At 39.6% G+C, this 13,397-nt stretch carries 10 protein-coding genes; 6 read left to right on the plus strand and 4 right to left on the minus strand.

Annotation, left to right across the window (positions count from 1 at the left end):
• The first annotated feature begins 499 nt into the window (after window positions 1-499).
• The 6 genes from HMPREF9999_RS06375 to HMPREF9999_RS06400 all read left to right on the plus strand — a co-directional run bounded on the left by HMPREF9999_RS06375 (window position 500) and on the right by HMPREF9999_RS06400 (window position 8,525).
• A complete protein-coding gene (locus tag HMPREF9999_RS06375; RefSeq protein WP_009437692.1) occupies window positions 500-1,366 on the plus strand; it encodes a DUF2971 domain-containing protein in 867 nt (288 codons plus the stop codon).
• Between the two features lie 869 nt (window positions 1,367-2,235).
• Window positions 2,236-3,978, plus strand: a complete 1,743-nt coding sequence (locus HMPREF9999_RS06380) for a S41 family peptidase (RefSeq protein ID WP_009437693.1) — start codon at window positions 2,236-2,238, stop codon at window positions 3,976-3,978.
• The gene (locus tag HMPREF9999_RS06385) at window positions 3,917-4,456 is read left to right on the plus strand and encodes a 5-formyltetrahydrofolate cyclo-ligase (RefSeq protein WP_083475832.1); all 540 of its coding nucleotides are present in this window, start codon (window positions 3,917-3,919) and stop codon (window positions 4,454-4,456) included. The genes HMPREF9999_RS06380 and HMPREF9999_RS06385 overlap by 62 nt, the downstream gene beginning before the upstream one ends.
• A gap of 78 nt (window positions 4,457-4,534) precedes the next feature.
• Window positions 4,535-5,710, plus strand: coding sequence for a transglycosylase SLT domain-containing protein (locus HMPREF9999_RS10865; protein WP_198144630.1), 1,176 nt, complete (start codon window positions 4,535-4,537; stop codon window positions 5,708-5,710).
• A 10-nt stretch (window positions 5,711-5,720) separates the two neighbouring features.
• Window positions 5,721-7,364 carry a DUF6377 domain-containing protein gene (locus HMPREF9999_RS06395; RefSeq protein ID WP_157049630.1) on the plus strand — a complete coding sequence of 548 codons (1,644 nt, stop codon included), beginning with the start codon at window positions 5,721-5,723 and terminating at the stop codon, window positions 7,362-7,364.
• A gap of 36 nt (window positions 7,365-7,400) precedes the next feature.
• Window positions 7,401-8,525 (plus strand): hypothetical protein, encoded by a 1,125-nt coding sequence (locus HMPREF9999_RS06400; protein WP_009437697.1) that lies wholly within the window; start codon window positions 7,401-7,403, stop codon window positions 8,523-8,525.
• Between the two features lie 124 nt (window positions 8,526-8,649).
• Here HMPREF9999_RS06400 and HMPREF9999_RS06405 read toward each other — a convergent pair whose 3' ends face one another.
• From HMPREF9999_RS06405 to HMPREF9999_RS06420, 4 genes are all read right to left on the minus strand, one after another.
• A complete protein-coding gene (locus HMPREF9999_RS06405; RefSeq protein WP_009437698.1) occupies window positions 8,650-9,591 on the minus strand; it encodes a phosphoribosylaminoimidazolesuccinocarboxamide synthase in 942 nt (313 codons plus the stop codon).
• Window positions 9,592-9,780: 189 nt separating this feature from the next.
• Window positions 9,781-10,779, minus strand: coding sequence for a PhoH family protein (locus HMPREF9999_RS06410; RefSeq protein WP_044063322.1), 999 nt, complete (start codon window positions 10,777-10,779; stop codon window positions 9,781-9,783).
• A gap of 203 nt (window positions 10,780-10,982) precedes the next feature.
• Window positions 10,983-11,936 carry a bile acid:sodium symporter family protein gene (locus tag HMPREF9999_RS06415; RefSeq protein WP_009437700.1) on the minus strand — a complete coding sequence of 318 codons (954 nt, stop codon included), beginning with the start codon at window positions 11,934-11,936 and terminating at the stop codon, window positions 10,983-10,985.
• 573 nt (window positions 11,937-12,509) lie between these two features.
• A complete protein-coding gene (locus tag HMPREF9999_RS06420; protein ID WP_009437701.1) occupies window positions 12,510-13,373 on the minus strand; it encodes a Cof-type HAD-IIB family hydrolase in 864 nt (287 codons plus the stop codon).
• Window positions 13,374-13,397 lie beyond the last annotated feature (24 nt).

A 13,397-nucleotide genomic window follows, 5' to 3' on the forward strand; every position in this document is an offset into this window, starting at 1 on the left:
TACTTACAAGATTCAACAGGCATGGTTATATATAATGCTAAGTCTGATGAAATTGTAGCACTCACCCCTGAACTTGCAGACATTTTAGAATAGAAAAATGTGATTATCAAGTGTTGCAGACCTTGCACCCTGAATTATGTTCTTGTCTACCCCAATTCGAGATAAACAAGAATTCCTTATCTCGAATTAGGGTATAGAGGAAAAGGTCACTAATCGAGATGGTGAGCGGTGAACCGAAGAGTATAGTTCAGATGGAACATACTAGACATAGAAGTATAGAAGGCCTTGCAATGAATCTTATGGCGGTAATTGCAGCTTATAGTTTTCTGTCTAAGAAACCCGTGCTAAATATAGAATTCATTCAGAGAGATAGAGGAATTGCTTAGACCGAATTCAGGTAGAATTTGTACCTTCTAACGATACCGCTCCAATGTGGTCAAGAGAGTTTAAACCAAAGTTATAGCACAGGAACCATCAATATTATTTTAAGTATAATCATATGTTACTTACCGAATTACCTACATATCTCTACGGATCTGAAGAGCTGCCATATAAGGGTGATGGGATATTGTTTCATTATACTAAGTTGGACTCTTTTAAGAAGATAATGGAGGACTTAACTCTAAAACCATCTTCTTTTACAATACTCAACGATATGAATGAGGGCAATGTACACAACATGTACCTGAACCATAACTTCATGGTAATGTACAATGCAGAAGAGTACATCAAGAAGAAATGCCATATTATCAGCTTCTCACAGAACTATGACTTTCAAGGTTATGGAGTTGAAGGTACTAATCATCCTGCTATGTGGGCTCACTATGCTGATGATTCAAACGGGGTTTGTATAGTCATAGACAAGGATGCTTTCATTGCTAAGAATAATCATGTCTTGTCCCAATATTTTTACAAATTTGAAGATGTGGTGTATAGCCTATTAAATGCCCCAGAATATAAAGATATCAATTACGAGGCTAAGACTCCAGAGGAGTTCATAAAAAACAACTGGAAGTCTCTGTTCTTCTTGAAACATAAGGATTGGGCTAACGAGGATGAACATAGACTATTCATCATGGACTACGATGGCAAGTTGAGCATTGACGGTTGCATCAAGTATATAGTTTTAGGTAGGAAGATCTTTTTGGATAATACAAGAATCAAAGAAATACTTGACATTATTGTAAATCCAAAGTCTATATGTTATCGGAAATTTATACCACATTCTTTTGCAACAACTTGTTACAATACCAGTGGGTATACGACCTTTGAAATAGCTTTCAAAATACTCGAAACTGTAAGAATGAACATATCCAACCCTTTATATGAAAATTATGAGAAATGGCTCAATGATGAACACGGATAAGGATAAATACGTAGCAAAAAGTAAGAACTTAAAGTAGTGGCATTAAATGTAAAATTGATGGAATCAATCAAACATACAATATGTAGAAAACAAATTCATCTCTTTCCAAGAAGATAATCACACACACAAGAACGCTCACTTTATCTGCGACAAAGATACTCTTTTACATGAGAAAGTGAGCGTTCTTTGTTATTGCAAACATGAATAAAATAGTACTTCTCTCATTTCCATATCGTGACCTATTTATCACTCTATTGTCTCTAACACCTTACTCTTCAATAAGATAGTTTTATCTTAAATTTTCGAATAGGATATAAGTGCGATAGCTATGCTAAATGATGAGAAAGTTGTTAGGAAGACGCAAGTTAACGTAGGGGAGTATAGAGATTGAGGTTAAAATGCAGTATGACTTTAAAAGGATAGTGTGTTAGAAAACGGAAAACTGTAATATAACAGTGAATTTCTAGAATTGAAATGATAAAATGTAGATCGTGTGGGACAATAATAAAGCAAATAGAGTCTGACACAATTGATATAAAAAGCGAGTTGTTGGCTTGTTTTGTAGGCGTAAGATGTTAGACCTATTCGACAAAGGTCAGAATGATATGGTATATTCTCGTTGTTTTTGTATAAAAAGCTTGGTTGTTTCTGCTGAAATCAGTAGTTTTACATCGCAAAGCGGTGTGTATCTATCATGCACCTTTTAATATGTTGTATGTATTTGAACCGCTGGCTATTCAAATATAAGCCCCCATTTTGTCTTATGATGAAAAGCGGGGGCTCAACATCATAGCTTATTAGTCTTTTCTAAAGTATATAAATTGGTCGTCCTTGCTCAGTGAGTGGATACCACGAACGATAAAAATCGAATGAAATACTACGCTTCTCGACTTTTACCCTTTTACATCTCTATTGCCGTTGTTGTTGGCGTTTTGATTGGAAGTTTTTATGCTAACCAATTTGCTGGAAATCGAGTTAGTTTTATCAACACGTCAGGGAATAAAATTAGTACGTTACTTGAAGTTATCAATGAGCGATATGTAGACAAGGTTGACGTGAATGAAGTTGTGGAAAAGGCTTTTCCACAGATTTTGAAAGAACTTGACCCTCACTCTACGTATGTTTCAGCTAAGGATGTAGAAGCCTCGATGCAGGAGCTGAAAGGTAGTTTTTCAGGTATAGGTGTTCAGTACATGATTTATGACGATACCGTAAGAGTTGTACGTATTATAGAAGGTGGTCCTGCAGATGAGGCTAATTTGCGTGCAGGAGATCGCATAGTTACCATTAATGGAAAGAGCTTTGTCGGAAAGTCAATTGATAATGACAAAGTGATGAAAAATTTGAAAGGAGAGAAGGGGAGTGTTGTGCGCCTGGGTATTCGCCGAAATGGAGTGAAAAATATGATAATAATTCCAATAACTAGGGGGGATGTAGAAGTTAATAGTGTTGATGCTAGTTATATGCTCGATGCTAGGACTGGTTATATCCGCATTACTTCGTGGGGAGATAAAACATATGCTGAGTTTCTTCGAGCTATGGCTACATTATCTCCAGAAGGCATGGATAACCTCGTGATTGATTTGCGCGGAAACCTAGGTGGGTATTTGCAGGCAGCTGTGGAGGTAGCGAATGAGTTTCTACCTAGGAACCGCATGATAGTCTATAACGAAGGGAGGAACTTCAACAAGGAAGAATATAAAAGTGATGGAAAAGGAGCTTATCAAAGTTTACCCCTCGTAGTGCTAATTGATGAAACTAGTGCTTCGGCGAGTGAGATATTTGCTGGTGCTATGCAAGATAATGATAGAGCTGCCATCATAGGTCGAAGAAGCTTTGGTAAAGGATTAGTCCAAGTGCCCATCGAGTTTCGAGATGGAAGTATGGTTCGCCTCACTGTAGCACGCTATTATACGCCTTCTGGTCGCTGTGTGCAAAAGCCTTTCAAACCTGGAGATGAAGCAGATTATGAGAATGACCTTCTTCAACGTGCTGCAACAGGAGAATATTTCAGTTCTGATAGCATAAAAACTTCAGGAGATATATACAAAACTCGTTTAGGACGCAATGTGTATGGAGGAGGTGGTATTATTCCTGACTATTTCATCCCTCGAGATACACTTGGGTTTACTTCTTATTATAAAGATGTATACATGTCAGGAACGATCAGCCAGTTTGCTTTCTGGTATTTAGATAATCACCGTCAAGTATTGAATAAATACTCACAAGCTTTGCCATTGGCTAAATACCTTCGTAGTCAAAGAATTGTTGACCAGTTCGTTAGTTATGCCGAACAACATGGAATCAAGCGTAGAAATCTTATGATTCGAACTTCCCATGCCTTATTAGAGCGCTCAATTATTGGTAACATAATTGGAGATCGTTTGGGAATTGGTTCTGCTGTAATCTATCTGAATAATGATGACCCATTTGTTGCGCGTGCGTTGAGGATTTTTCATAATGGGGAAGCTTTTCCTAAAGCACCCAATGTAAAGAAGACAGCCTCTAGCATTATAGTACCTAAACATCAAATGTGGATGAGACCAAGCTATGAATTTAAAACAAGATTTGCGATACACACTACACAAGGTGCTGAAGCAACTCAGTCATGAAAGGCGTGAGTATGCAGCCTCTCAATTAATAGCCCAGCTATCTGAAGATAGTCACTTTTTGTCATCGGACAAGGTGATGATTTATTATGCTATGGCTACTGAAGTGTCTACTGAGGCAGTGCTCGAGCAATGGGGGGATGAAAAGACTTTCTTCTTCCCTACTCTTGTTGATGGAAAGATTCAAGTGTGCCCCTATGAGGGAAAAGCTAGAATGAAGGAAGGGCAGTTTGGAATTTGGGAGCCAACGACAGCCCCCCTTAGTGATTTGTCAACTCTTGACTATATCCTTGTACCTGGAGTAGGTTTTGATTCACAGGGCCATCGATTAGGACACGGAAGAGCCTATTATGATTCTTTTTTAAGCCAGCGAAGTTTACAAAACGTTCATTGTGTGGGGGTAGCGTTCTCTGAACAGGTTCTTTCAGAAATTCCTACAGAACCCCATGATATCGCCCTACACAGTTTAATCATTGTTTAAATGAGAGTCTTTTTTTTCCTTTGTATTCTCTCTTTCCTTTTGGTAAGTTGTAAGGCTAAACGCGAGGGAGAGTCTGCTATGTCTGCTGCATTTACTAAAGAGCCTCATAATACAACAGGGCAATACGACCTAGCTGACCTCCGTAGGTCTGGTGAGATTATCGTTGTCACGCTTTCTGGGCCTGAAACATACTATGATTATCATGGATTACCTATGGGGTTACAGTATGCTTTGGCTGAGGATTATGCTTCTACTGAAGGGTTGAAAGTGCGTATGGAAATAGCTAAAGATACAGCTGAATTATTGCAGATGTTATCTGATGGAAATGCTGATTTACTTGCGCTGCCTGTCCCTTGCAAACTATTGAAGGAAAAAGGACTCGTTGCTGCTGGTGTTCACAATAGCAATGAAGATACAGCTTGGGCGGTAAGATCTAGTGCCAAGGAATTGATAGCTTCGCTTAATGAATGGTACACGGACAACAAGCAAGTCGATGTTATGAAAACAGAGATGCAACGAATGAAAGAGGTGCATCAGGTCAAAAAGCGTGTACAATCTGTGTATCTATCGAAAGAGCGTGGCATTATTTCTGTTTATGACCATCTTTTCAAATCTGCATCTGCTACTACTGGTTGGGACTGGAAGTTGATTGCAGCTCAGAGTTTTCAAGAAAGTGGTTTCGACCCGAATGCTCGTTCCTGGGCAGGAGCTCAAGGTCTAATGCAGTTGATGCCTAAAACAGCTACAAGTTTAGGCGTATCACCTGATGAAGTGAATGATCCGCGAAGAAATGTTGAAGGAGCAGCTAATCTCATACGCAGACTTACGGGGCAGCTCTCTGATATACGAGATGGTAACGAACGTATAAAGTTCGTGCTTGCTTCATATAATGGCGGATTAGGTCACGTTCGTGATGCCATGGCTCTGGCCAGAAAATATGGTAAGAACCCACAACTGTGGGATGATGTTGCTCCATATATTCTAGGACTTCAGAAGCCTCAGTATTATCGTGATCCAGTTGTGAGATATGGCTACATGATAGGAAGTGAGACTGCAGGATACGTACAAAGTATATTGGCTCGTTGGCGTAGTTATGGCGGCAATGTAATGTTGACTAGTTCGCCTGAGTTGCCTATTAACTCCAATGAAAACAAGAGTTCTCATAATTCTACTACTTCCACATACAAGAATAAGTATTCTTCAGGTAAACGTATTCTTTCCCCCGATGATCCAGAATTCAATCAGATGCAATAAGCTATCTTCCTTGTCAGTAGTATCTTCTGGCATTATATCTCTTTTGCTATCATGTCTTATTTTAGGAGGACTATTTTATCCTGTAACGATTTTCGCTAAGACTACGGTAGAAAATTCAGAGGGACTTCTGAAACGATTAGATCGAACCATTGAGGAAAAAACAAGCTTACGCCTACGGTATCTAAATAATCTGCAGCAGCTAAAGTCGAAAGCAGTTGAGCAGAAAGGAGAAAAACTCATAGAAACCTATCAACAACTCTTTCGAGCATATGCACATTTTCAGAGTGATTCTGCCCTTGCTTATTTAGATCTTATTGAGGAGAATGTAAAAGACAGCAAGAGAGGTTTTGAACTTTTGCAATGGACTAGAATAGGACGTGCTGAGGTCTATGGTATTATGGGACTTTACAGATCTGCAGCCAATTTATTGGAGAATACTTCAGTGAGTGCTGACCAGGCTTCTTTACAGCTTTATTATTATCAAGTGGCGCGTTCTGTCTACGGATGGATGGCCGATTATGGTGAGGTCGGAGAAAATCGCAAAGTTCTCCAACAGTTGACCGCGTCTTATCGTGATAGTATATTGCAAGTAGAAACTAATCCAACTAATAGAGCTATTGTACAAGCTGATAAGTTATTAAATGAAGGAAATCTGCAAAACGCCAGAGAAGTTTGTTTACGTGCACTCGGCCATGCAGATTCCTTGCAACATGCCTATTTATATGCATTGTTGGCGGATATTGCAGAAGCTAGCAACAATCATGATGACTATTTGTATTATTTATGTTTAGCCGCTTTGAGTGATTTAGAACGTGGGGTGACAGAGTATCGAGCATTATTGGAGCTTGCAGTTGAACTTTCTAATCGTGGAGAGATTTCTCGATCATACAATTATTTGCTCTGCTCAATGGATGATGCTAACTTCTGCAAAGCTCGCCTACGTAGTTTTGAAGCAAGTAATGTTTTCCCTATTATTAATAGAGCCCACAAAGAGCAACTTCAGATGCGACAAACAATAACTTTCGTGATTGTAGCTTTCACTTTGCTTATTGTCTTACTGCTTTTGATTTTTATTGTTTTGTTGCGAAAGAAGATGCGCGATCTTTCCTATGCTCGGCGTGAACTCACGGAAGCTTTGGCTGCGGTGCGTGAGGTAAATGCTGCGTTGCTCGAGACTAATGCCAAACTCTCTACGACAGATAAGATAAAAGAAACCTACATAGCCAGGTATTTGCAGCGTTGTCGTGGATATATAGATACACTTGATGAGTATCGTCGTGAGCTACTTAAATTATCTAAGACTAAAAATTATGTACAACTCATGGAGAAACTACATAATGCTGAGCTTCTCACCAAGGAAGAACAAGCCTTTTATGCAGATTTTGATGAGGCTTTTGTTACTCTCTTTCCGCAGTTCATAGATAATTTCAATGCTCTTCTTCTACCAGAGGCCCAAGTTCACCCAAAGCGTGATGAGATTCTAAATACTGAGCTCCGGATTTTTGCACTTATTCGTTTGGGCGTTACTGATAGCAATCGCATCGCTCATTTCCTTAACTATTCAGTCCCTACAATATACTCTTACCGTTCGCGGTTGCGCAACAAAAGTGTGCTAGATAAGAATGCTTTTGATCAAGCTATTCTTACATGCTAATTTGTTCATTATTTCGGATATAATACCTTTGTTGTCATGAAGATACTTCTTCTCGGTGATTATTCAAATGTACACGCAACGCTTGCTTTAGGTTTACGGGCCTTAGGACACAAAGTTACTCTGGCATCTGATGGAGACACTTGGAAAAATTACCCACGTGATATAGATCTAAAGCGTCCAAGCCTTGGCAAGCTTCCTTCTATTGTTTACTTTTTACGTTTGCTTCGAACTTTTAGACAGTTCAAAAACTATGATGTCGTACAGTTGATAAATCCTTGTTTCTTGCCATTAAAAGCAGAAAGAATTCGTCCCTTTTATCATTTTTTGCGCCGCCATAACAGAAAAGTCTTTTTGGGGGCTTTTGGGATGGACCATTATTGGGTTGAAGCAGGGCTAGATTGTAAAACTTTCCGTTATAGTGATTTCAATATAGGCAATAAGTTAAGGAAGAGTGTAGACAATGAGATTTGGATCCGCGATTGGTTGTATGGAGAGAAAGGAAAACTTAATAAAGAAATAGCAGAGAATAGTGATGGTATTGTATCTGGACTTTATGAATATGATGCAGCCTATCGTCCTCATTTTGGTGATAAAGTAAGATTTATCCCTTTCCCGATCAGGTTAGATAATGAAATGGCTATAGGGAATTCTTGCTCGACAAAGATTTTTACGAGCGAATCAAAGGTACGATTCTTTATAGGTATTCAGAAGCATCGCCATGCTTACAAGGGAACTGATGTGATGCTAAGGGCCTTGGAAAGATTAAAAGCAAATTATCCTACAGAAGTCGAGTATGTGAAAGCAGAAAATGTACCATTTGCTAAATATGTTCAGCTTCTTGCTTCAAGTGATGTGTTATTAGATCAACTCTATTCCTACACTCCTGCTATGAATGCTTTGCAAGCGATGGCACAAGGTTTGGTAGTTGTAAGCGGAGGTGAACCAGAGAATTATGAAATACTTGGAGAGCCTGAGTTACGTCCTATTATCAATGTTCTGCCTTCTCAAGAATCTGTTTATGAGCAATTGGAATGGCTAGTATTAAACAAGGGCAAAATATCAACTCTATCACTACAGAGTCGAAAGTACATTGAGAAGCATCATGAGTATATCAAAGTTGCACAACGTTATCTTGAATTTTGGACAAGTAATATGTCCTGACTTAAATGATTAAGTCTAATAGAAAAGTCGTAGCTCGGGCAATCTGCCTAAGCTACGACTTATCTTATAAATTGTAAAAGTTGCAACGAAAATGAATGTTATATCAATGTCGTTGATACAACATTCATTTAGCTAGATATTCACTTACATTCTTTTCGATACGAGCTGATAAGTCCGCATTCTCTTCGCGATTGAACTTTTCACCCGTAATATGTTCATAAAGTTCTATATAGCGTTCGGAGATACCTGCTACAATTTCAGGAGTCATTTCTGGTACTTGTTCGCCTTCTTTTCCCTGAAATCCATTGTCCATGAGCCATTCGCGTACGAATTCTTTGGAAAGCTGTTTTTGAGCTTCCCCCTTTTCAAAACGTTCTTCATAGCCTTCAGCATAGAAATAGCGGCTTGAATCAGGAGTATGAATCTCGTCCATAAGATAAATCTCTCCGTTGTGTTTACCAAATTCATACTTTGTGTCTACGAGAATCAGTCCGCGTTCTGCTGCGATTTTAGTACCGCGCTCAAAGAGAGCTAGAGTGTATTTCTCAAGAATTTCGTATTCTTCAGGAGTGGCAAGGCCTTGTGCTAAAATTTCTTCCTTAGAAATATCTGCATCATGTTCTCCTATCTCAGCCTTAGTGGTAGGAGTAACAATAGGAGTAGGGAACTTTTCGTTTTCGCGCATGCCATCAGGTAGAGATATACCACAAATTTCACGTACACCACTCTTGTAAGCACGCCATGCACTTCCACAGAGGTAGCCACGTACTATCATTTCGATGGGGAAGCCTTCACAAAGTAGGCCAACAGTGACCATAGGATCTGGAGTGGCAAGCTTCCAGTTTGGGCAAATATCTGTAGTTGCATCTAAGAATTTTGCTGCAATTTGGTTGAGCATTTGACCTTTGAAAGGGATACCTTCGGGGAGAACAACGTCAAAAGCCGAGATACGGTCAGTAGCTACCATAACAAGGCGTTCTCCGAGGTTATACACATCGCGCACCTTGCCGTGGTACACACTTTTTTGTCCTTCAAAATGGAAATCGGTTTTTGTAAGAGCACTCATGTTTGTTGAGATTTTGAGAGTAAATAGCGATAAGAATGTAGAGTGGATGGATAGAGATGCATGTAAGTAATCTTATGACCTCTGTGTATGAATGTTAGCCTAAACCAAAACTTCGTCTACAATTTGATTTTTAGGCACTCTTTTTTATAAAGTAAGCACCTACACAAGGCGCGCGTTAAAGCTGACAAGTCAGGCTTCTTTAACCTCGCTTAGTGTAGGTGCTTCTTTTTCAGACGATTTTGTTTTGCGCGTAGCAGCTTCTTTGTCGTAGGCAGCCACAATTCGACTCACCAGTTTATGGCGTACGATGTCTTCCTGCTGCATATCAATGAAGGCTATGCCTTTAACTTCACGTAGAATGCGGCTAGCCTCAATAAGGCCGCTACGTTGTGAAGGAGGTAAATCTATTTGCGTTGGGTCGCCTGTTACCATCATTTTAGTGTTCCAGCCCATACGGGTAAGGAACATTTTAATTTGTGCCGATGTAGTATTTTGAGCTTCATCAAGAATTACCACTGCGTCGTTGAGCGTTCGGCCACGCATGAACGCTAGAGGAGCAATCTGAATGACACGATTTTCAATATATTCTTGAAGTTTCATGGAGGGAAGCATCTCTTGCAAAGCATCATAGAGTGGTTGCAGGTAAGGATCAATCTTTTCCTTCATATCCCCTGGTAGAAAACCTAATTTTTCACCAGCCTCCACTGCAGGACGGCTTAAGATAATCTTCTTAACTTCCTTGTTTTTCAAGGCTCTTACTGCTAGAGCTATAGCAAGAAAAGTTTTTCCTGAACCTGCTGGTCCAGAAATGAAGAGCATATCGTTCTTGTGATAGGCCTCAACAACTTTGCGCTGGTTCGAGCTTCTCGGAACAATAGGCTTTCCACCCATAGAATAGACTATGGTTTCATTGTCTCGATAATCTGCTTTCTCTGCCACATTTTTAAGAATCTGAATCACTTGTTCCTCATCGAGCTGATTATGGAGGACACAGTATCGTTGGAGCCGCTTGAAACTCTCTTCAAATTCCGCCATATCTTCTTCCGCTCCCATGACCTTAAGCACATTATCTCGCCCCATGATGCGTAGCTTAGGACGCAAGGCGCGCACTAAACGTAGGTTGGAATTGCCAGCACCGAAAAAGATGGCTGGGTCTGCATCTTCCAAAAAGAAATGCTTTTCTATCATAAAGAAACTTTGGAGAGAAAGAAGGGTGAATGCTGTGGAGATGTTATGCAGTGTCTTCCCAATACGGGGCGAACTATTATTGTCAGTTGTCCATACTGTCATGTGGCAGTAATAAAGCTCCAACATGATGGAGCTCTATTGTGCTAAGACAAAGCAAAGTTACTATATTTTTTGCGTTCCACCAAATCTACGAACTTTACATTTTAAGTCCTTGGTTGTCTTCTTGTTTGCTGTGATAATTGATAACTATTCCAAAGGTTATGAAAGATACTGTAGAAGCCCCCTGCTAAAGTGGAAATGGGATCAAAGAAAGTAAACCCAGCCCAAATTGCAAAGACAGTGTTTTTCTGACCGATTCCTTGAGAAGCTGCAACTGGGGTACTGTATTTATAACCTACCATTCGACCAAAACCAAATTGAAGAGTACAACTTATCAGACTTACAAGACAGATAGCCAGAAGAATTACGAATGGTGTGTGACTGTGAACTAAAGAATTAGTGCTAGTGGTGATGGCAAGCGTGAGACAAACAGCCCAGATGTAGAACGCTAAGTCTTTGATTGTTAAAACATAATCTAGGATACGAGGGAAATAACGACGAATCCCCCATGCTATGAAAAAGGGAAAGATGAGCATGGGGAACACTTTAGAAATAATTCTCCATAATGAAGGTAGATAATCAACATGAGAAGGGAGCATTAAACTGACTACAGCTGGTATAAGGATTGCAGCGAGGATATTTGCTAGTATAGTATATGAAACCACTCCTGCAACATCTCCCTTAAGTTTATCAGTAACAACAGCAGCCGAGGTAGCTGTAGGACTTATAAAACAGAGTAGTGCACTTTCCGCAATGGGATGATAGGGAGTATCACTCCATAGTAGAGCTATGGTAGAAACGAAAAATCCGAATGTTTGCAAAGCTAACAAATATCCGTGCCAGCGTGTCAAACGAAGACTACGAGGCTCTACTTTACAGAAAGTTATCAACAACATAACAAAGATGAGAACAGGCTGTAAAGTCTTGATACAATAAATCGCCATGGATTTCGCGTTTGCAGTGGGAAGGCAACTATCACCAATGAAGAACAAAGCTATTCCTATAAATATGGCAATAGCTAACATCCAAGTGCGTATGATTTGCTTAATCTTTGTCATACATTAAGAGCTTAGGCTTCCTATTGTGTTAAATCAAATTTGAAGATAATGTCTGAGTTTTCTTTTAAGGAGGAATGAAATATATCTTAGTGGAACCATAAAATACCTCCTAAGATAGATGTTTAGTCTACCTATTTGAGAAATGTTACTTATTTACACGGATTGTCGAGAGTCTTTTCTACGAGAACTAGATCTACAACATCGGACTTAATCTGAATTTTCTCGGAGATTTTTCTACGATGAAGGGAGAAAATAGGTAAGATTCTTCATGAGGCGCGAAAGGAAGCCAACAGAGTTTCTCGTAAATCTAAACAGACTTGCAGTGACCTTCTTTTAGGGTGTTAAATATGTGCTTTCGGATAGTTAAGTTTTCTATCTCAACTATGCTCTATAATGCTTATTCGCCAATCAGCTTTTAACATAGACGATTAGGTTGGGAAAAATACTGACTATCTTAAGGAGATGGATTGGGTTATTCTATTGTATATACAACTCTAATGCTTAAGAGAGTAATTTTACATAGTAGACAAATCGGCTGAGCTTCATACGGAAACTCAGCCGAAAGCTATGGAATTAAAGTGCTTCCGTTATCTTGCTTTGTGCCAAGAAGCGAAACTGCTCTAGTGCTTGAGCTATGCCATCTTCGTCGTTTGATGCTGTGATAAAATCGGCTATGGCTTTTACTTCATCCACAGCATTGTTCATTGCGACCCCAGTGCCAGCAAATTGTAGCATAGACAAATCATTGAAACCATCTCCAAAAGCTAATAAATCTTCACGTTCTAGATTGATATGCTTGAGTAGACGTTGCAAAGATTGTGCTTTGTCAATACCTTTTGGAGGGAGCTCAAGAAAATATGGTGCGGAACGAAAAACTTCCATGCGATCTGATAGAGCTTCTTTGATAGCAGTTTCAAGCAATAGCAGAAGATGAGGGTCGCCTGGTATCAAAAATTTTGTTGAACCTCCCTTAATTTGACTTGCTTCAGCTACAAAGTCTTTCGCCACGACGATGGGCATGCCATTGATGCGTGCTTCTTCTTCTAAATAATCTCCTTCATTTCTGCTCGCTAAAATGACTTCAGGTAGGTAAGTTACAATTGGGAGTTTAGCTTCTTCTGCAAACCTGTAGAGGTCTGCAATAAGATCAGTGGGAACTGTTTGGCTATAAATCGTTGTTTTGTTGTGCCAATCAATGATTCTTCCTCCATTGTAGGATAGCACAAATCCACCAAACTCTGCTAAACGCAGTTGATTTGCTAGAGATGCAATACCGAAAGTAGGACGCCCTGACGCTAAAACAAGGCGAACTCCTTCACGCTGTGCGCTCATTAGAGCTTCGAAAGTACGAGAAGTTATGATTTTCTGACTATTAGTGAGAGTTCCATCTAAGTCAAGAGCGATGATGCGATAGGGGAGAGGCGCGAGATTACTCATATAGGTCTGTGCTGTTGTGAAAAA

It is taken from the genome of Alloprevotella sp. oral taxon 473 str. F0040 (genome assembly GCF_000318095.2).
GTDB lineage: Bacteria > Bacteroidota > Bacteroidia > Bacteroidales > Bacteroidaceae > Alloprevotella.